The sequence below is a fragment of the Xanthomonas hortorum pv. cynarae genome, assembly GCF_002939985.1.
Classification (GTDB): Bacteria; Pseudomonadota; Gammaproteobacteria; order Xanthomonadales; family Xanthomonadaceae; genus Xanthomonas; species Xanthomonas hortorum_D.
The window spans coordinates 49,184-68,370 of sequence record NZ_MDFM01000017.1; the positions used below are offsets into that span (position 1 = coordinate 49,184).

Genomic DNA, 19,187 nt, shown 5'->3' on the forward strand with positions numbered 1-19,187 from the left:
GCGCGGGACCAGAGATGCAAACGCAAACGCAAGCGGGATCGGGAACGGGTGCCGGGCCTCCGGAAACGTGCACATACGCGCTGTTGTTGCGATGCGTCGCCACATCATCAAGGTTCCGCAATGAGTACCCGCTCGCGTCGTTTTGGCAATCTACTAGTGCCTTGGCTATTGCCATTGGCCCTGTTGGTGGCCTGGCAGATCGCCGCCTCCGGTGGCTGGTTGCCGCAGCGCATTCTGCCTGCGCCGGACGCGGTGCTGCGTGCGGCTGTCACGCTGGTACAAAGCGGCGAGTTGTGGCAACACCTGGCGATCAGCAGCTGGCGCGCGGCAGTGGGCCTGGCGATCGGCGGCAGCATTGGGTTTGCGCTGGGCCTGCTCACCGGCGTGTCGCGCGTGGCCGAGCGTCTGCTCGACAGCGCCTTGCAGATGCTGCGCAACGTGCCGCATCTGGCGCTGATTCCGCTGGTGATCCTGTGGTTCGGCATCGATGAGGGCGCCAAGTTGTTTCTGGTGGCGCTGGGCACCTTCTTCCCGATCTATCTCAATACCTACCACGGCATCCGCAGCGTGGACCCGGCACTGATCGAGATGGCGCGCAATTACGGTTTGCGCGGCCCGCAGCTGTTTGTCGATGTGTTGTTGCCGGGTGCGTTGCCGTCGATTCTGGTCGGGTTGCGCTTTGCACTGGGTTTGATGTGGCTGACCCTGATCGTGGCCGAGACGATTTCCGCAAGTTCCGGCATCGGCTATCTGGCGACGAACGCGCGCGAATTTCTGCAGACCGACATCGTGGTGGTGGCCATCTTGCTGTACGCATTGCTCGGCAAGCTGGCCGATCTGGCTGCACGCGGATTGGAAGCCTGGTGGTTGGGCTGGCACCCGGCGCAGCAACAGCGTGCGGAGCTGCGCAGATGAGCGCGGTCGAGACCGGCCTGCCGCTGACCTTGCGCGGGATTGGCAAGCGTTATGGCGATGCCGAGGTGTTGCGCGGCATCGATCTGGACATCGCGCCCGGTGCCAGCGTGGCGATTGTGGGGCGCAGCGGTTGCGGCAAGAGCACCTTGTTGCGCGTGATCGCCGGGCTGGAAGCGGCCGATACCGGCACGGTCGCCAGCGGGCAGGCGCCGTTGGCTGCGCAGCGTGATGCAGTGCGGCTGATGTTTCAGGACGCGCGGCTGCTGCCGTGGAAGCGGGTGATCGACAACGTGGCGCTCGGCCTGGGGCGTGCCGGGCGTGCCAAGGCGCAGGCGGCATTGGACGCGGTGGGGCTGGGCACGCGCGGCGGCGACTGGCCGGCCACGCTCTCCGGTGGTCAACGCCAGCGCGTGGCCCTGGCGCGCGCCTTGGTACATCGGCCGCGGCTGTTGCTGCTGGACGAACCGCTGGGCGCACTGGATGCGTTGACGCGTATCGAGATGCAGCAGCTGATCGTGCAGCTGTGGCGGCAGCATGGTTTCACCCTGGTGCTGGTCACGCATGACGTGGCCGAGGCGAGTGCGCTGGCCGACCGCATCGTGCTGATCGAGCACGGCCATGTCGGCCTGGATGTGCCAGTGCCGGTGCCGCATCCGCGTGCACCAGGTGCACCGGCCTTGGCGGCGATCCAGGCGCAGGTGTTGTCGCGTTTGCTGGGGACGGCGCAGCTGCCGGTGCCAGCGGCCACGGAGAACGCCGAGGACGCCAAAGATGTCGATGCGCGGCAGGGCGCTGCGACGCACGCCACTGTGCCGTTGCGGCGGATCGTCTAGCGGGCTGGTCGTCGGCCCGAGACTGTCTAAGCCAACGCCAATGCCAATGCCAATGCGCAAGGCAAACCCGTTTCTCAAGCATCGCGTAGCCCCATACCAAGCAGCGTGAGCCGGGCTTGATGCCTCTCATCTGCACTTGCCGCACCAGCCAAACCTTGAAACCCCGCCCAGCAGCCGCATCTGCACGGTATCGCCGGAGACACCGGCCACCAGTTCAGAGGATTCTCCCATGCGGATGGACAAGCTCACCTCGCGGTTCCAGCAGGCGCTGGCCGACGCGCAGTCGCTGGCCGTGGGCCGCGACCACAACATCATCGAACCGGTGCACGTGCTCGCCGCCTTGCTCGACCAGAGTGGCGGCAGCACGCGCCCGCTGCTGTCGCAGGCCGGCGTCAACGTGCCGCTGCTGCGCGAGCGGCTGGGCGAGGCGCTGGATACGCTACCCAAGGTGTCCGGTCAGGAAGGCAACCTGTCGATCGGCAACGATCTCAACCGCCTGCTCAACCAGACCGACAAACTGGCCCAGCAACATGGCGATGCCTTTATCGCCAGCGAGTGGTTTGTGCTGGCCGCGGCCGACGATGCCAGCCCGCTGGGCGTGGCCTTGCGTGCTGCTGGCGGTGACAAGAAAAAGATCGAGGTCGCCATCGACAAGCTGCGCGGCGGCGAAACCGTGCAATCGGAAAATGCCGAAGAGCAGCGCCAGGCGCTGGAAAAATACACCATCGACCTGAGCGCGCGTGCGGAGAGCGGCAAGCTCGATCCGGTGATCGGCCGCGACGAAGAAATCCGCCGCACCATTCAAGTCTTGCAGCGGCGCACCAAGAACAACCCGGTGCTGATCGGCGAACCCGGCGTGGGCAAGACCGCGATTGTCGAGGGCCTGGCGCAACGCATCATCAACGGCGAAGTGCCCGAAGGCCTGCGCGGCAAGCGCGTGCTGTCGCTGGATATGGGCGCGCTGATCGCCGGCGCCAAATTCCGCGGCGAGTTCGAAGAACGGCTGAAGGCGGTGCTCAGCGATCTGTCCAAGAACGAAGGCCAGATCATCCTGTTCATCGATGAGCTGCACACCATGGTCGGTGCGGGCAAGGCCGATGGCGCGATGGACGCCGGCAACATGCTCAAGCCTGCGCTGGCACGCGGCGAACTGCATTGCATCGGCGCCACCACGCTGGACGAATACCGCAAGTACATCGAGAAAGATGCGGCGCTGGAGCGGCGTTTCCAGAAGGTGTTCGTGGGCGAACCGACGGTGGAAGACACCATCGCGATCCTGCGCGGCCTGAAGGAACGCTATGCCGTGCATCACGGCGTGGAGATCACCGACCCGGCGATCGTGGCCGCCGCCACCTTGTCCAACCGTTACATCACCGACCGCCAGCTGCCGGACAAGGCGATCGACCTGATGGACGAGGCGGCATCGCGCATCCGCATGGAGATCGACTCCAAGCCGGAAGAGCTCGATCGCCTGGAGCGCCGCCTGATCCAGCTCAAGATCCAGCGCGAGATGTTGAAAAAGGAAAAGGACGACGCCTCGCGTCAGCGCCTGGCCGATCTGGAAACCGATATCGACAAGCTCGAGCGCGAGTTCTACGACCTCAACGAGTTGTGGAAATCCGAGAAGGCCGCGCTGCAGGGCACCACCAAGGTCAAGGAGCAGATCGAGCACGCCAAGCTGGAGCTGGAAGCCGCACAACGGCGCCAGGACTACGCAAAAATGAGCGAGATCCAGTACGGCGTGCTGCCGCAACTGGAAAAGCAGATGGCGCTGGCCAACGAGGTCGAACATCACGACTTCAAACTGGTGCAGGATCGCGTGACCGCCGAGGAAATCGCTGAAGTGGTGTCGCGCTGGACCGGTATTCCGGTCAACAAGATGCTTGAAGGCGAGCGCGACAAATTGTTGCGTATGGAAGACGAACTGCATCACCGCGTGGTCGGCCAGAACGAGGCGATCAAGGTGGTCTCCGATGCGGTGCGGCGTTCACGCGCGGGCCTGTCCGACCCCAATCGCCCGAGCGGTTCGTTCCTGTTCCTGGGACCGACCGGCGTGGGCAAGACCGAGTTGTGCAAGGCGCTGGCGGACTTCCTGTTCGACAGCACCGAAGCGATGATCCGCATCGACATGAGCGAGTTCATGGAGAAGCACTCGGTCTCGCGGCTGATCGGTGCGCCTCCGGGTTATGTGGGCTACGAAGAAGGCGGCTATCTCACCGAGGCGGTGCGTCGGCGTCCGTATTCGCTGATCCTGCTGGACGAAGTGGAGAAGGCGCATGCCGATGTCTTCAACATCCTGCTGCAGGTGCTCGACGATGGCCGTCTCACCGATGGACAGGGCCGCACGGTGGACTTCCGCAACACCGTGATCGTGATGACCTCCAACCTGGGCTCGCACCAGATCCAGGAGCTGTCCGGCGACGGCAGCGCCGAGGCCTATACGCAGATGAAGGCCGCAGTGATGGGCGTGGTGCAGGCGCATTTCCGCCCGGAGTTCATTAACCGGCTGGACGATATCGTGGTGTTCCATCCGCTGGATAAGGCGCAGATCAAGTCGATCGCGCGCATCCAGTTGCATGGGCTGGAAAAGCGTTTGTCCGAACGCGGCCTCAAGCTGGATCTGGACGATGCCGCACTGGAATTGCTCGGCAATGTCGGCTTCGACCCGGTGTATGGCGCGCGACCGCTCAAGCGCGCGATCCAGTCGCAGGTGGAAAATCCGCTGGCGCAGCAGATTCTCTCCGGGCATTACCTCAGCGGCGACACCGTGCGCGTGCGTGTCGAGGGTGGGCGTCTGGCATTTACTAAGGGCTGATCCTTGGCGATAGTGATGCGCCGCATCGGCGGCGAGCGTTGAAGTAAGCAACGGGCACTGCGCAGGCAGTGCCCGTTTGCGTGAGGGGGATGGCGCATGCGGGGCATCGTTGGCGCTCACAACGCGGCGGTATAAGCTCATTACCGCTCGTCTGCAATCGCGCGCGCCGGCCCGGCTATGGTCGGCACTCTGTCCGAGAGCGAGCCGCGCCATGACCGATCCGCAGTGGAAGCCTGAAACCATCGCCGTGCACGGCGGCTACACGCCCGACCCGACCACGCGTGCGGTGGCGGTGCCGATCTACCAGACCGTGGCCTTCGCGTTCGACGATACCCAGCACGGCGCGGACCTGTTCGACCTCAAGGTGCAGGGCAATATCTATAGCCGCATCATGAACCCGACCAACGCTGTGCTGGAGCAACGCGTGGCTGCGCTGGAAGGCGGCATCGGCGCGTTGGCGCTGGCGTCGGGGCAGGCAGCGGTGACGTATGCGATCCAGACCATTGCCGAGGCCGGCGACAACATCGTCTCCTCCAGTGCGTTGTATGGCGGCACCTATAATCTGTTCGCGCATACGTTTCCGCAGTTCGGCATCAGCACGCGCTTTGCCGATTATCGCGATCCGCAAGCCTTTGCCGGCTTGATCGACGAGCGCACCAAAGCCGTGTTCGTCGAGTCGATCGGCAATCCGCGCGGCAATATCACCGATATCGAGGCCGTGGCCGCGGTGGCGCATGCGCACGGCGTGCCGTTGATCGTGGACAACACGGTGGCCACGCCGTCGTTGTTGCGGCCGATCGACTTTGGCGCGGACATCGTGGTGCATTCGCTGACCAAGTATCTGGGTGGCCATGGCAACAGCATCGGTGGGGCGATCGTGGATAGCGGGCGCTTCCCCTGGGCGGCGCACAAACAGCGGTTTCCTCGTCTCAACGAGCCGGATGTGAGCTATCACGGCGTGGTCTATACCGAAGCGTTGGGTGATGCGGCGTATATCGGTCGTGCGCGCGTGGTACCGCTGCGCAACACCGGTGCGGCGTTGTCGCCATTCAATGCGTTTTTGATCCTGCAAGGCGTCGAAACGCTGCCGCTGCGGATGGAGCGCATCAACGCGAATACGCTGGCGATTGCGACGTATCTGCAGGGGCACGCGCGGGTTGCGTGGGTCAACTATGCCGCGCTGCCGGATCATCCCGAGCATGCGTTGGCGCAGAAGTATCTGGGCGGTCATGGCTCGGGTGTGTTGACGTTCGGCCTGCCCGGCGGGCGTACGGCCGGTGCGCGGTTTCTGGATGCGCTGCAGTTGTTCACGCGGCTGGTGAATATCGGCGATGCGAAGTCGCTGGCGACGCATCCGGCATCCACCACGCATCGGCAGTTGGGCCCGGCCGAGTTGGAGCATGCAGGAGTCAGCGAAGACACCGTGCGGTTGTCGATCGGGATCGAACACATCGACGATCTGCTGGCGGATCTGGAGCAGGCGCTGCAGGGGGCATGAGGTGTCGATAGCCGTTACCTGAGCAGGAGTGCGCGAAAAGACGAGCTAGGCCCTCTCCTGCGGAGGACGGCTAGCCCCTCTCCCGCCGGGGCGAGGAGGCACAGCTGGCGCGCCATGGGCGCGCGTGCCTTGGAGCGCCCGCGCCGCAAGCGCGGGCCGCGCGTTGAGCTGGGGTTGGGGTGAGGGTACGGGTTCTCCGGGCACCGCCAAGCACGCTGTCTGTTTCTGCCTCTGACTCTGTGTCCCTGTCTCTGGCTTCGGTCAGGGCGTCAGCGCGGCCGGGGATTGGCTCTTCGGCTCGGTCAGACATCCTGTCTGACTCGCCGCCGCGGCACATCCCTGTGCCGCTCTCGCCAATCCCCGACCACGCTGCCGCCTCGGCACGTCGCTTCCATGACCCAGGAATCTTGAACAAGCCAGTGAAGGGTGGCTTGAAGCCCCCTCCCGCCGGGGACAGCTAGCCCCTCTCCCGTCGGGAGAGGGGTTGGGGTGAGGGTACGGGGGCGAAGCCCACTCGTACGTGCGAGATGAAGCTCGGTGGCGGACATGCAGGCAACCCCAGCATGCTGCTTCCATCCATGGCATGAGGCTTCGCTCCGCACCCTCATCCGGCGCTGCGCGCCACCTTCTCCCGATGGGAGAAGGAATCAGCAATCACCATCCCGGCGCGTGGCGACGCGCTGCTCTCGGCGGGCGGTTAGAGACCGCTGAGGCGCCAGCCAATCCTGCTACCATGCGCGCCCCTGAGGTGACCGCCGGAGTTCCGGTGGTTTAAACGGGAATCCGGTGCGCGCATCGCCTTGGCGAGCTGCAATTCCGGAGCTGCCCCCGCAACGGTGGGCGAGGTCAGATGCCGCATTACGCCACTGTGCTTTCGCATGGGAAGGCGCGGCATCGGAGGCGCAGGCCTCCACTCGCGAGCCCGTAGACCGGCCTTGAGGAATTGACCCGGCACGCGGTGGGCGTGGCCTTGCTCGTCTGGCGCTACGGCGTCGGGCGCCTGGCCCGTTGCTGTTTGCCGCCCCATTGCCCCCGCGCGGGTAGGCGCGGTTCCAGGAGCAGCAGTCGATGTCCCTTTCTTCCGTTTCGCCGCGCCGCGCGGTGTTGGCCGTGTGCCTGTCGTTGTGTGTGGCCAATGTGGCCCGCGCCGAGGCGGCCATCGATCTCGACCAGGTGGTGGTCACCGCCTCGCGCACCGCGCAGACCCAGGACCAGACGCTGGCGCCGGTCACCGTGATCGACCGTGCGCAGATCGAGCGTCGCCAGGTGAACTCGCTGCAGGATCTGCTGCGTGGCGAAGCCGGGGTGTCGCTGGCCAACAATGGCGGACCCGGCAAGCCGACCTCGCTGTTCCTGCGCGGCACCGAGTCCGACCAGGTGGTGGTGCTGATCGACGGCGTGCGCATCGGTTCGGCCACCTCGGGCGGCGCGGCGCTGCAGGACTTGCCGATCGAGCAGATCGAACGCATCGAAATCGTGCGTGGCCCGTTCTCCAGTTTGTATGGTTCCGAAGCGCTGGGCGGTGTAGTCCAGATCTTTACCCGCCGCCCGCAGGGCAGCTTCGTGCCCACCTTCAGTGCAGCGGTGGGCAGCGACAACGCGCGTCGTTACAGCGCGGGCGTGGCCGGGCGCAGCGAAGGCGATCTGAGCGAGCGCGGTGGCTGGTACTCGGCCAACGCGGTGCATGACCAAACCGATGGCATCAACGCCTATCTGGACACCAGCTCCAGCGACTACGATCCGGATCGAGATGGCTATCGCAACGATTCGCTGAGCATGCAGGGCGGCTGGCGCTTCAATCGCCAGTGGGATGCGGACGTGCATGCCTTGCGTGCGCAGAGCCGTAACGAATACGACGGCTCGGCCTTCGGCGGTAACTTGTCCAAGGGCGTGCAGCAGGCGGTCGGCGGCCGCGTGCGTTACGCACCCACCGATGCGCTCAAGTTCACTGCCAGCGTCGGCAGCAGTTCCGATTTGAGCGATGCGTATTACGAAGGCGCGTATCTGTCCACCTACGACACCCGCCGCAAGCAAGGTTCGTTGCAGGCCGATATCGATGCCGGCGCTGGCCTGCTGACGGTCGGCTTCGACTGGCAGCGCGACGCCATCGCCAGCAGCGACAATTACAATTCCGATAGCCGCATCGACCGCGCCGCATTCGCGCAGTGGCAGCAGAGCTTCGGCACGCAATCGTTGCAGGCCAGCCTGCGTCGCAACGACAACAGCCAGTTCGGCGGCAAGACCACCGGCAGCCTGCTGTGGGGCTGGGATTTCGCCGAGCATCTGCGCCTGACCGCCAGCTACGGCACCGCGTTCAAGGCACCGACCTTCAACGAGTTGTATTACCCCGATTTCGGCAATCCGTTACTGGGGCCAGAGACCTCCAGGAGCGCCGAGTTCGGTCTGCGCGGCAGCTACGACTGGGGTACCTGGACGCTGAGCGCGTTCCAGACCCGCATCGACGATTTGATCGCCTACGACGCGGCGTTGGTGGATGCGGCGCATCCGTTCGGGCAGCCGAACAATATCGATCAGGCGCGCATCCGCGGCGTGGAAGCCGGTTACGACACCGAGCTGGCCGGCTGGACCGTGCGCAGCGCGTTGACCTGGTTGCAGCCGGAAGCCGATGGCAGCGTCAATCAAGGCAACTGGTTGCCGCGGCGCGCGCGGCAGAGCGGGCGTATCGATGCGGACCGCAGCTTCGGTGTGTTCGGCGTCGGTGCCAGCCTGTTCGGCTCCGGCAAGCGGTTTGACGATCTGGCCAACACCGAGCGCCTGGCCGGTTACGGTCTGCTGGATCTGCGCGTGAGTTATGCAGTGAATGCGGAGTGGAAGGTGGCGCTCACTGCCAACAATGTGTTCGATCGCCAGTATGAAACCGCACGCTGGTACGCGCAGCCGGGGCCCAATTATCTGCTGACGCTGCGTTATCAAGCAGCGCAGTAAGCCCGGCGATCACACCGGCCGTGCTCACCGTCGGGCGGATCCACACTGCAGCTGCGCAAGCCATTGCATCGCGTGCACGGGCGGCTTGCATTGAACGACGCGGCGGTGAGCGGCTACGCGATCCACTGCGGCATCAGCACGGGCGCTGCGTTGACGCGGCCCTTGCTGCAACAGGACGACGGCCGCGCCATTGGACGATGAGATGCGCGCACGCATCGCGCATCACCGCAGCCAATGCCCGCCACATTGGCAGTGCGTGGAAGAACCCATCGCGTTGGCTGCCCGCTCTTGCAGGCACTGGCCGCGCCCGACCGCTGCGTGCTGGGGGATTGCCTAACGCTATGGCTGAGCAGCCTGCTGGGCGACCCGGATGCCGGCGTATTCGTGCGCGAGCGTGAAGCCTTGCTCGGCACCCTGCCGCAGTTGCCGGGGCAGATCGTGCTGGTCGGCAACGCGGTCGGGCAGGGCATCGTGCCGTTGGGTGAACCGACGCGCCGGTTTGTCGACGAGGCCGGTCTGCTGCATCAGACATTGGCGGTACAGTGCGAGCGCGTGGTGTTCGTCGTGGCCGGCTTGCCGATGGTGCTGAAAGGAGACGCGGTGTGAGTATCGATTGGATCCAGGGTGCCTGTGCGGTGCCGGATGCACGTGTGCGGGCAGCGGCGCTGGCCCGGCAGGGACAACTGACCAAGCCGCCTGGTGCGCTGGGTCGGCTGGAACACCTGGCCGTGCAACTGGCGGCCTGGCAGCGCAATGAATCCCCCACCGTGCAGCGGATCTGGATTGCCGTGTATGCCGCCGACCACGGCGTCGCGGCCGAGGGCGTATCTGCGTTTCCGCAGGCGGTCACCGGCGAGATGGTGCGCAATTTCGCCCGCGGTGGCGCCGCCATTGCGGTACTGGCGCGCGAGCTCGGCGCACGCCTGGAAGTGGTGAATCTGGGCGTGGTCAACGACCCGGGCGAGTTGCCGCGGGTGCGTCGTGCCTGGATCGCGCCGTCCAGCGCCAACATCTGCGAGCAGCCGGCGATGACATCCACCCAGTTGCGCGATGCGCTTGCCGCAGGCGCCGAAAGCATTGCACAGGCAAGGAGTTGCGATACGCAGCTGTTTGTCGGCGGCGAAATGGGCATCGGCAACACCACTGCTGCTGCCGCGCTGGGCTGCGCGCTGCTCTCGCAGTTTCCGCAGGCCATGGCCGGCGCCGGTACCGGGCTGGATGCCGAAGGCATCGCGCACAAGGCGACCGTGATCACCCGCGCGCTGGCCCTGCATGCCGATGCCTCTGCGCCGCTGGAGCGGTTGCGCCGGCTTGGCGGTTTCGAGATTGCCGCCCTGGTCGGTGCCTATATCGCGGCCGCGCAGGCCGGTATTCCGGTGCTGGTGGATGGCTTCATCAGTACCGCCGCAGCATTGGTCGCCACCCATCTGAATGGCGGCGTGCGCGAATGGCTGTTGTTCGGGCACCGCTCGCAGGAGCGCGGCCATGCCGCGTTGCTGCGCGCGCTGGATGCCGAACCCTTGCTGCAATTGGACCTGCGCCTGGGCGAAGCCAGCGGCGCAGCCGTCGCCATTCCGCTGTTGCGTCACGCTTGCGCACTGCACAACGGCATGGCCACCTTCGCCGAAGCCGGCGTCTCCGACGGCTGAGTACGCAGATCAGCATGTTGCGACACGGCGGTACCGGCCAGCGCAGCTATCGCGGCCAGCTCGACGACCCGCTTACCGCGTTGGGCTGGCCGCGATAGCTGCGCACGGCTACCGCCGAGGCGTCTGCGATGTGGTGATCGCCTCCACGCTGCAGCGCTGCGCATTGTTCGCCACCGAATTGGCAAATGTGCGGTGCGACGCCTGGCTGCAGTGCAGCCGATTGCGCCGCCCTCACTGCGCAAGATCGGGACCGCGCGTCACGCCGATCTGCGCGATGCTGGGGCTGCCAACAAGGAATCGTCCATGCCAGCAGCCTCCGTCAGTTTCAATCGGCAACGCAGCGTCGAGCGCGTTGTGGCACACCTGCAGGCCAGCATTCGCGCTGGCGAGCCGCTGCCGGATCTGGCCGCACTGGCGGCGGTGGCGCAGCAATCGCCGCATCATTTCCATCGGGTCTATCGCGCGCTGGCGGGCGAAACCCTGGGGCAGACCATCGCGCGGCTGCGTTTGAGTTATGCGTTGCATCTGTTGGGCGAGCAGGCGAGCTCGGTGACCGAGGTGGCGCTGGCGGTGGGCTATCAGACCCCGCAGGCGCTGGCACGCGCGTTCCGTGCCGTGTTGCAGGCCAGCCCGAGTAGCCTGCGCAATACACCGTCGCTGCGCGCACAGAAACTGCAGCAACTGGCCGCGCCTTCGGTGCCGCCGCAGCTGTCCGGCGCGCCGTTACAGGTGATGGTGCAAGTACTCGACCCGCTGCAAGTGGTGGTGCTACGCCAGCGCGGCGCGTTCGACGATCTGGACCGTGGTTTCGGCCGCATCGCAGCCTGGGCCGAGCGGGTCGGTGCGATCGAGCAGCTGCAGTCGCTGATCGGCCTGCCACTCAGCGACCACCGCGATGTGCCGGCGCACCTGCATCTGTTCGAATGCGGCATGGCCTTCGACACCGCACTGTCGCCGTCGGCGCCGTTGCACCTGCGCCAGCTCGACGGTGGCGCGCACGCTGTGTTGCGTCATATGGGGTCGTATGCAGGTATCGAAGACGCGCTCGACCGCGTGCTCGCGCAGTGGCTACCCGACAGCGGCTACGCGCTACGCGATGCGCCGCTGCATTACCTCTACCTGGACGACCCGGAAACAGTGGCAGAGGGCGAGCTGCGTGCAGACATCCGGGTGCCGGTGCGGCGTTCTACGGAAGCGGATGCGGATGCAGTCGCCTGAGCCGCCACCGGCAGGAACACCATCTGCGGAGGTGGATGCATCAGGAACTGCTGGTGCGAAATATTCCACGCATACGCGCCGGCCAGCGGGAAGGCCAGGCAGTCGCCCGGCGCCAATGCTGCGACAGGCTGATTGCGTGCCAGCACGTCCTTGGGCGTGCACAACTGCCCGACCAGCGTCACCGGCGTGTCGCGCAGCACTGGGGCACGCGCGCCACGCAGCACACGGAACGGGTGATCGTGGCCTTGCGCGGCGGGAGTGCGGAAGTGATGGGTGCCGCCGCGGGCGATCGCAAACCACGCGCCGTGGCTGCGCTTGAGGTCCAGCACTTCCATCAGATACCAGCCGCAGCTGGCACTGACATAGCGCCCCGGCTCCAACCGCAGACGCAGTGCGTCGCCATGTTCGCCTAGCAACGCAGGCAAGCCGGCGCAGAAGCCGGCCCAATCGAACGACGATTCCGGCGCCAGATAATCCACACCGAAACCACCGCCGGCATTCACCCGCAGCGGGCCGAGCCCGTAGCGTTGCCGCCACTGCTGCACGGTGCGCAGATAGGCGGCGATCAGGTGCAGCTGCGCGCCGGCATCGCGCTGGTGCGACATCAGATGGAAATGGAAGCCTTCCAGCCGCAGCGAAGGGCTCGCACGCAGCCGATGGATCGCCGCATCCAGATCGTCCGGGTCCAGGCCGAACGGCGAGGGCTGCCCGCCCATCATCAGGCGCGTGCTCTGCGCGCCCGGCACGGCGATGTTCATGCGCAGGAACACCGGCACGCAGCGGCCGGCCTGCGCTGCAATGGTGGCCAGGCGTTCCAGCTCGCCCAGGCTTTCCACGTGCACGGTGCAATCGGGCAGCGCAGCGGCCTGGGCAAGTTCGCTATCGAGCTTGCCGGGTCCGCCGAACAACAACGCGGCCTGCGGTTGTTGCTGATGCAGCCAGGCGAGTTCGCCGCCGGAGGCCGCTTCGAAGCCATCCATGTGCGGGGCGAGCGTGCGCAGGATCGGCGGCTCGGCATTGGCTTTTGCCGCGTAGAACAGCTCGCACTCGGCCGGCAATTGCGCGCGCATCCATGCCGCGTGTGCGTCCAGTGCGGCCAGGTCGTAGACGTAGGCGCAGATCGGGCCATCGCTGTGTTCGCGCAGGTGTGGCAATGCCTCCATCACTGCGGCGGTGTCGATGCGCAGGCTCATGCCGCCACCTGGCGTGCGGTTGCGATGCGTGGAATGGGATTGGGCAGCGCCGTGTAATCGGACTGACGATCCGCGCGTTGCCACAGCCGCGTGCCCAGGTTGTTCTTGCCGGGCAGCGGCGCGCCGTCGATCAGGCCCTGCAGCGCGGCTTGCGCGCCATGACGTTGCTGCCAGCGTACGGCGATCTCGCCGACGCAGTGCCACAGGCGCGCTTCGAGCACGTCATCGCCTTCGGTGAGGTGGAAGATCGCCTCGGCCAGATTGTTGACCAGCGCGCAATACGCCACACGATTCCAGCCCTGTTCCGGCGTGTAGTACAGCGATTGCCGTGCGCGCTCGCCCACGCCCTGCAAACGCGTGGCGGGCCAGTGGTGTGCGAGCAGCTTGGTGCCTTCCAGATCGCGGATCCATACCCGTGTCGGCCAGCCATCGGCGAAGCCGATCACGGTATTTTGCAGGTGCGGTTCCAGCGCGATGCCGTGCTGGAACAGGGCACTCCACACACCATCCAGCAACAAGCCGGCATAGGCGCGGAACCACAGCAACGTGGCGGTGTGGCGATCCATCTGCGCGCTGCCCAAGGCCTGCAAGCGTGCCGCACACACGCTGTTGCCCTGCGCATCGCAGGTGAACAACGCGGCGGCCACCTGCGGCTGCCAACGCGCACGTTGCGCGGCAGGAAGGGTCTGCCGGTACAGGATGCCGAAGCTCTCCGACAAGCCGCGCGCCGCCAACGGGTCGGCGGCGTGCAGCGCAGGATCGAGCTGCGCGATTTCCAGCGAGGTGGCAGCAGGCTCCAGCATCACATCGAAGCCGGGCACCTGCACCGCCAACGCACGCCAGCTCGGTGCCAGCAGTTCGGTGAGGGCGACCGCGCTTTCCAGCTCGTACCAGGCGTTCTTGCGCACGCAGTTGGTCAGCCGCACATGCACCGAACACTTGAGGAAATAATCCAGCTCCGGGTGATAGAGCGTGCGCACCGAGGAGGTCGGCCGCAGTGCATCGCCCAGCATGCCGACCGGCTCGATCACGCCGCGCGCTTGCAAGGTGCGCAGCAGCGGGTCGTCGAGCAGCCGCTGCGCTTCCCACGGATGGCAGGGATACAGATCCTCGCTGCCGGACAGCTGCCGCAAGGTGGCACGTACATCGCGGCCCTGCATGCGCAAGAGCCGTGGGTCGATGCGGAACCAGAACAGCTGGAACGCCGCACGCGCTTCCGGCGCGCAGGCCAGCACTTGCGCTAGATCGATGCCTTCGCGACTCTTCGGAGTGGGATGCAAGGCATGCCCCCACAGCATCGATTGCTCGGCATCGATCATCGCCTCGCCGGTCGCTGCGGCGCCTTGTGCCTGTCGCAACAACGCAGCAGTGATCGCCACGCTGTTGGCGCTTTGCGCGAGCAGTTCCGGATTGACCGCCTGCGTGCTGCCCAGCGCCTGCAGCAGGCAGCGCGCCAAGGCATGCGCATCCAGGCTCTGCCACGGTTGGCCGGCGCTTTTGAGAAACGGCGTGGAGGCGAAGCGGCAGCGGCCCAGGCGATCGGCATAGGCAATGCGCACGCACAGCGCGCCGGTGTCGCCCAGATCGATGCGCAGCCAGCGCTGCTCGGCCACGCGCGGGCCGGGGCGATCCAGCCCGCGATAATCGAAGTCCACTGCGCGCTGCGGAATCGCGAACTCGCGCAGGTAGCAGTTCAACCAGCAGGTGCAGGCCTGCGCGTCGGCCATGCTGTCGTACCAGGGGTCATGCATCGTGTGCGGCGACATCGGCGGATCTCCTAGAAGGGAAGCGCACCAGAACGGTGAGCGCAGCGGCCGCCGCAGCCAGCGCGGCAGCCAGGAAAGGGGTGGCAGGTCCGGCCGCCTGGGCCAGCGCGCCGGCGGCAGCACCGGCGAACACGCCGGCCCATTTGCCGCAGGCATCGAAGCGGCCGAACAAGCGCCCGGCGCCGTGTCCGCTGGCGACCATGGCCAGGCTGCGGTTGAGTCCACGCAGGCCAAACAACATGCCGAACCCGAACAGCAGGCGCGCAACCGCCAGTGCGACGGGATCGTGCAACAGCGCCTGCCACACGCAGGCCACGGCGAACAGCACCAGGCCGGGCACCAGCCACACCTCGCCATCGCCGCGCCGCCACCACGGCAGCACCACCAGATAGACCAGGTGCGGCAGGCTGTAGAGCAGGCCGGCCAGCGCGTCGTGGCCGGCGCCGCGCGCCAGCGCATACGGGATGAAGTAGGGGAAGGTCACCACCATCGCGAAGCAGAACAGGAACTGCGCGATCAGCAACGCAGGCCACAGTGCGCTGGCCGTTGTGGTTGTCTGGGGTGAAGCCGACTGCGACGACGCAGCAGCGTCTTGGGAGGGTGTCGACGTCGCAGTGGAAGCTGCCGGCCGCAGCGCAGGCCGATCGGCCGGCAAACGCCAGGTCAGCGCGAACGCCAGCAGCGGCAACAGCGCGAGCGCGCGATACAGCGACTGCGCCGGGCCAAGCGCCAATGCCAGGCCCAACAACGCAGGCGCGCTGACCATCGCCAGGCGCGCCGAATACTGCGTCCAGTCCAGCGCACGCGCCAACGGGCCGGCCTGCGGCTGGCTGGCCAGATAGGCATTGGCCGCCGCCAGCGAGCCGCCGCAGGTGCCTTGCACGATCAGCCCGAGTACCAGCCAGCTCAGCGACGGCGCGAAGCCGGCGATCGCAAAGCCCAGCGCCAGGCCCAGTTGCGCACGCAACAGCGAACGCTTGCGTCCATAGCGGTCGGCCAAGCGCCCCCAGGTACTTGCCGTCAACGCCGTGCACAGCGTCGGCAACACGTAGAGCACGCCGCTCCAGCCAACCGCTGCCGACGGCGCCAGTTCGGCCAGCACCTGCGGCAGAAACAATGGCATGCCCAACGCGGTAAAGGCGGCCAGGTAGTGCGCCGCCAGCACCGGGCCCAGAACACGCTTCATCGCTGAGCGCCCGCCTGCCGAGGCGGCGTGTGCTGCGCGCCAGCGAATGCCTCGCCAAACGGATTGGCCGCGCTATCGCCGTAGAACTTGTTGATGTCGCGCGCACCGGTGATCTGTTTGCTGAGCAGGCTGCCGGCGCTGAGCAGGTATTTCACCGGCAGCCGTGGCGCGGCCAGCAGGTGGCGCGCGGGGCTGGTGTCGATGCCATCGACGTCCAGTTGCGCCAGCGTCAAGGCGAACTGCGTCTGCAGCTGCGTGTACAGCGGCGCACGCAGCGCGGGCTGCCATTCGGCCAGGCCTTCCAGCACGGCCTGCAGATCCAGTTGCAGCACGATGGTGCAGAACATCTGCGCCAGGGCGTGCGGATCGTCCACCGCGATACGCGCATCGTGCAGCGACCCAAGCGTGTCGAGATCCGGCAGCTGCGCGCGCAGCTGCGGCATCGCGATGCGCGCGGCGTCGTTGTCCTTCATCAACAGCCGCGTCGCCTGGCCATCGGCGTACACCAGCACGCTGTTCTGCTGGTTGGCCTCCAGTGCGATGCCGTAGCGCAGCCACAGGCGCAGATGCACCGCGAGCAGCAGCTCCGTGTAATCGCGCCACCAGTTCAGTACATCACCCTGCATGAATCGCTCGGCCAGATGGATCGCCATCGGCCGGCCATCTGGCAACAGCGCGCATAGCGCGGCCACCGGCACCAGCGTGGCGTCGTCCAGCGGCGGATAACGCCGCACCAGATAGGCCAGATGACGCGTCTCACCCACGTGCCCGCCATGCGATTCGTCCACGAACACGCAACGGCCGCGCAGTGCGGGATCGAGCGCATCGATGCGACGCAACGCACGCTCCAGCCAGTGGCCGTCGTACAGCGTGGAGGGCTTGATCAAACGCAGATTGAGCGCGCCCAGCGTGCGCATCGGGATCGGCAACTTGAGATGCAGTTGCGGATGCAGCAGCGGCACCAGCGTGCGCACCGACAGGGTAGGGCGCACCTCCAGCCAGGCCTGCGGCGCACGCAAGCTGCCTGCAGGCAGCGCGAAGCCGTCCTGCTCCAGCCGCGCCCACACCAGCGGATGCACCGGCCAGGCGATGTGCGTGCTGGCCAGCTCGGGTGGCAGGCCTAGTGTGGCGAAGTCCGGCCACAGCTCGGCCGGTAACGCGCTGGTACAGGTGACCTGCGCACGCGGAATCGCCAGCCAGCGCAGCGTAAAGGTGGGCGCGAATTCGGGCGCGTAATCGCGCAGTTCCGATGCATCCAGCCCGGCCTTGGCGCGTGCGGTCGGATAGAACGGATGGTCGCGATAGCTCGCCAACTGATCGCAGCGATACGCGCGCTCGGCCGCATCTGCGTGCTGCAGCGCGTTGAGTAGCGCAGGTGCCTGTGCATCGTAGGCCTGGCGCGCCAGGCCAAGGTGAGCAGCGGCGCATTCGGCTTCTTCGGCATAGGCGCGATGCAACTGCTGCGTGTCCATGTCGAGCTGCGCGCTCATGCGTTGCAGCCATGTCTGCGCACCGCGTTCGATATGCACACCGTCAGCACGTTGCACAATCCAGCTATCGCCACAGGCGCTGATGTCCTGCAGGTAGCCCTGCCGGTGGATCGGCAACCACAGCGTGCCGTCGGGCAGATGCGCGATGCGCCACCAGCCCTCCACCGGGCTGGGGTCGGTCCATGCCGCAAGCACGCCTGCCTCGGGTGTTGCGGCGCTGCCGCGGGTGGCGATACCGCGCAGGTCCTCGCGCAGGCAGGCATCGATGATGCGGGTGGCGATATAGCGTTGGTCGGCGGCACTGCTCATGCGCGCAGCTCCGCGCTGTCGATCCGCCATTGCAAGCCCGCTTCGGCATGCACCACTGCCTGCTCCAGCGCCTGTGCATCGCTGGCCAGCGCGCTCAGCACGCCCAGATAATCCTTGTTGGAATGGCTCAGCCGGATGCGTTCGCCGGGCGCGCGCATGCGCCGGTACTGCACATCGCTGTGCGCAGTGTGATGGCGGCGGTCTTCGCTGGCGGCCACCAACTCGCCGTCCTGTTCGGCGACGTAGTAACGCAGCAAGGCATGTGCGCGATCGCTGCGCAGGTGCGGCAGCGGCAGGCCCAGATGCGGCGCCAGCGCGGCGTTGAACCACTGCTTGCCGAACATGCTGTCGAGCAGGAATTCGCGGCGGTCGCCGATGCTGCGGTAGTTGATCTCCACCAGTACCGGGCCGTCGGTGGTGAGAATGAATTCGCTATGGCATAGCCCGAAACCGACACCAAAACTGCGCAGCTGTTCCAGCGCCTGCGCAATCACCGGCGTGTCCACGCGTGCATCCCATTGCGCTTCGCATTCCACAAAATGCGGCGGCGGCGACAAGCGCACCTTGAAGCCGCCCAGCGCCTGCAGCGTGTGGCCGTCGCCCAGCGTTTCCAGCGTAAACAGGTCACCTTCCAGCATGCCTTCCAGCAACACGGTGCGCTGCGGATGGCGCTGCCACACATCGTCCAGGTAGGCCTGCAATTGCAAGTCATCGGCGCAGTGGCGCACATCCAGGCTGGCGACGCCTTCGCGCGGCTTGGCGACCACCGGCCACGCAATGTCGGCCGGCAACGCTGCGCCCGGCGCCAGCGTGCAGAACCACGGCGATGGCAGTCCGCGCGCGCGCAAACGCTGACGCATCGCCGCCTTGTTCTTGGCCGCGTAGCACACCTGCCAATCCTTGCCCGGCAGGCCCAGACCGGCAGCGACCAGCGCAGTGCTGGTCTGCAGATGATCGCTGTTGCTGAACACTGCGCGCGGCGACACGTCTGCGTCGTGCAGCACATCCAGCACGCCGAGCGGATTGAACACATCGCATTCGATCACCCGCTGCGGTGCGTGTGCCGGGTGCTCGCGGAAATAGCTGAGGTGATCGAGTCGGTGATCGGTCAGCAGCCACACCGGCAGGCCCAGCGCGTGCGCGGCAGGCAGAAAGCCTTCGGTGATGGCCGGATGGCAGACATGGGTGAGGATCACCAACGGTGCAGCGGATGTCGCAGTCATGGCAGCTCTCGATTCAACAGGACGGTGGAAAAACCGGTACTGAAACGGGCTGCCTGGCGCCGCGGGGGCGTTGGGTGGCCTGCGATACGGTGATCGCATGCCGCATGCTGCGGCAATGAGGCGTGCGTCATGCACGCCGTGTTGTC

At 66.3% G+C, this 19,187-nt stretch carries 12 protein-coding genes, 3 pseudogenes and 1 riboswitch; of the genes and pseudogenes, 10 read left to right on the forward strand and 5 right to left on the reverse strand.

Features of this window, described 5'->3' with window-relative positions; genetic code table 11:
- Positions 1 to 120 precede the first annotated feature (120 nt).
- From ssuC to XcyCFBP4188_RS13125, 10 genes and pseudogenes are all read left to right on the forward strand, one after another.
- Complete coding sequence (gene ssuC / locus XcyCFBP4188_RS13070; RefSeq protein WP_046932807.1) at positions 121 to 915, forward strand: aliphatic sulfonate ABC transporter permease SsuC; 795 nt, start codon at positions 121 to 123, stop codon at positions 913 to 915.
- Positions 912 to 1,748, forward strand: a complete 837-nt coding sequence (locus XcyCFBP4188_RS13075; RefSeq protein WP_046932804.1) for an ATP-binding cassette domain-containing protein — start codon at positions 912 to 914, stop codon at positions 1,746 to 1,748. Before ssuC ends, XcyCFBP4188_RS13075 begins: the two co-directional genes overlap by 4 nt.
- A gap of 229 nt (positions 1,749 to 1,977) precedes the next feature.
- Entirely contained in the window at positions 1,978 to 4,563 is a 2,586-nt protein-coding gene (clpB, locus tag XcyCFBP4188_RS13080) for an ATP-dependent chaperone ClpB (protein WP_104592274.1), read from the forward strand.
- Positions 4,564 to 4,774: 211 nt separating this feature from the next.
- Complete coding sequence (locus XcyCFBP4188_RS13085) at positions 4,775 to 6,061, forward strand: O-acetylhomoserine aminocarboxypropyltransferase/cysteine synthase family protein (RefSeq protein WP_104592275.1); 1,287 nt, start codon at positions 4,775 to 4,777, stop codon at positions 6,059 to 6,061.
- A gap of 729 nt (positions 6,062 to 6,790) precedes the next feature.
- A riboswitch (cobalamin riboswitch) is annotated at positions 6,791 to 7,013 on the forward strand.
- A 116-nt stretch (positions 7,014 to 7,129) separates the two neighbouring features.
- A complete protein-coding gene (gene btuB / locus XcyCFBP4188_RS13100; protein WP_104592276.1) occupies positions 7,130 to 9,007 on the forward strand; it encodes a TonB-dependent vitamin B12 receptor in 1,878 nt (625 codons plus the stop codon).
- Positions 9,008 to 9,046: 39 nt separating this feature from the next.
- A pseudogene (locus XcyCFBP4188_RS13105) lies at positions 9,047 to 9,202 on the forward strand (cobyric acid synthase); the annotation flags it as partial.
- Positions 9,186 to 9,613, forward strand: a pseudogene (locus XcyCFBP4188_RS13110) (bifunctional adenosylcobinamide kinase/adenosylcobinamide-phosphate guanylyltransferase); the annotation flags it as partial. The pseudogenes XcyCFBP4188_RS13105 and XcyCFBP4188_RS13110, both read left to right, overlap by 17 nt.
- The gene (cobT, locus tag XcyCFBP4188_RS13115; RefSeq protein WP_006452414.1) at positions 9,610 to 10,656 is read left to right on the forward strand and encodes a nicotinate-nucleotide--dimethylbenzimidazole phosphoribosyltransferase; all 1,047 of its coding nucleotides are present in this window, start codon (positions 9,610 to 9,612) and stop codon (positions 10,654 to 10,656) included. The pseudogene XcyCFBP4188_RS13110 and the gene cobT, both read left to right, overlap by 4 nt.
- Positions 10,653 to 10,900 (forward strand): annotated as a pseudogene (locus tag XcyCFBP4188_RS13120) (histidine phosphatase family protein); the annotation flags it as partial. The gene cobT and the pseudogene XcyCFBP4188_RS13120, both read left to right, overlap by 4 nt.
- A gap of 59 nt (positions 10,901 to 10,959) precedes the next feature.
- Positions 10,960 to 11,874 carry an AraC family transcriptional regulator gene (locus tag XcyCFBP4188_RS13125; protein WP_228996006.1) on the forward strand — a complete coding sequence of 305 codons (915 nt, stop codon included), beginning with the start codon at positions 10,960 to 10,962 and terminating at the stop codon, positions 11,872 to 11,874.
- Here the strand turns inward: XcyCFBP4188_RS13125 and XcyCFBP4188_RS13130 are convergent.
- Genes XcyCFBP4188_RS13130 through XcyCFBP4188_RS13150 form a run of 5 tightly spaced genes read right to left on the reverse strand, consistent with a single transcriptional unit; the run spans position 11,772 to position 19,041 of the window.
- On the reverse strand, positions 11,772 to 13,067 hold the full coding sequence (locus tag XcyCFBP4188_RS13130; protein ID WP_006452411.1) for a type III PLP-dependent enzyme: 1,296 nt from the start codon (positions 13,065 to 13,067) through the stop codon (positions 11,772 to 11,774). The two genes, XcyCFBP4188_RS13125 and XcyCFBP4188_RS13130, sit on opposite strands and share 103 nt — an antisense overlap.
- Positions 13,064 to 14,833 (reverse strand): IucA/IucC family protein, encoded by a 1,770-nt coding sequence (locus XcyCFBP4188_RS13135; protein ID WP_006452410.1) that lies wholly within the window; start codon positions 14,831 to 14,833, stop codon positions 13,064 to 13,066. Before XcyCFBP4188_RS13135 ends, XcyCFBP4188_RS13130 begins: the two co-directional genes overlap by 4 nt.
- Positions 14,811 to 16,019 (reverse strand): MFS transporter, encoded by a 1,209-nt coding sequence (locus XcyCFBP4188_RS13140; protein ID WP_006452409.1) that lies wholly within the window; start codon positions 16,017 to 16,019, stop codon positions 14,811 to 14,813. The genes XcyCFBP4188_RS13135 and XcyCFBP4188_RS13140 overlap by 23 nt, the downstream gene beginning before the upstream one ends.
- Complete coding sequence (locus tag XcyCFBP4188_RS13145) at positions 16,016 to 17,818, reverse strand: IucA/IucC family protein (protein ID WP_043910515.1); 1,803 nt, start codon at positions 17,816 to 17,818, stop codon at positions 16,016 to 16,018. Before XcyCFBP4188_RS13145 ends, XcyCFBP4188_RS13140 begins: the two co-directional genes overlap by 4 nt.
- Entirely contained in the window at positions 17,815 to 19,041 is a 1,227-nt protein-coding gene (locus XcyCFBP4188_RS13150) for a siderophore biosynthesis protein PvsA (protein ID WP_006452407.1), read from the reverse strand. The genes XcyCFBP4188_RS13145 and XcyCFBP4188_RS13150 overlap by 4 nt, the downstream gene beginning before the upstream one ends.
- Positions 19,042 to 19,187: the final 146 nt, after the last annotated feature.

Excerpts from the sequence above, each read along its gene's own strand:
- btuB (WP_104592276.1), top strand. The coding sequence starts at position 7,130 with ATGTCCCTTTCTTCCGTTTCGCCGCGCCGCGCGGTGTTGGCCGTGTGC.
- ssuC (WP_046932807.1), top strand. The coding sequence starts at position 121 with ATGAGTACCCGCTCGCGTCGTTTTGGCAATCTACTAGTGCCTTGGCTA.
- XcyCFBP4188_RS13145 (WP_043910515.1), bottom strand. The coding sequence starts at position 17,818 with ATGAGCAGTGCCGCCGACCAACGCTATATCGCCACCCGCATCATCGAT.
- XcyCFBP4188_RS13140 (WP_006452409.1), bottom strand. The coding sequence starts at position 16,019 with ATGAAGCGTGTTCTGGGCCCGGTGCTGGCGGCGCACTACCTGGCCGCC.
- clpB (WP_104592274.1), top strand. The coding sequence starts at position 1,978 with ATGCGGATGGACAAGCTCACCTCGCGGTTCCAGCAGGCGCTGGCCGAC.
- XcyCFBP4188_RS13075 (WP_046932804.1), top strand. The coding sequence starts at position 912 with ATGAGCGCGGTCGAGACCGGCCTGCCGCTGACCTTGCGCGGGATTGGC.
- XcyCFBP4188_RS13135 (WP_006452410.1), bottom strand. The coding sequence starts at position 14,833 with ATGTCGCCGCACACGATGCATGACCCCTGGTACGACAGCATGGCCGAC.
- XcyCFBP4188_RS13085 (WP_104592275.1), top strand. The coding sequence starts at position 4,775 with ATGACCGATCCGCAGTGGAAGCCTGAAACCATCGCCGTGCACGGCGGC.
- XcyCFBP4188_RS13125 (WP_228996006.1), top strand. The coding sequence starts at position 10,960 with ATGCCAGCAGCCTCCGTCAGTTTCAATCGGCAACGCAGCGTCGAGCGC.
- XcyCFBP4188_RS13150 (WP_006452407.1), bottom strand. The coding sequence starts at position 19,041 with ATGACTGCGACATCCGCTGCACCGTTGGTGATCCTCACCCATGTCTGC.
- XcyCFBP4188_RS13130 (WP_006452411.1), bottom strand. The coding sequence starts at position 13,067 with ATGAGCCTGCGCATCGACACCGCCGCAGTGATGGAGGCATTGCCACAC.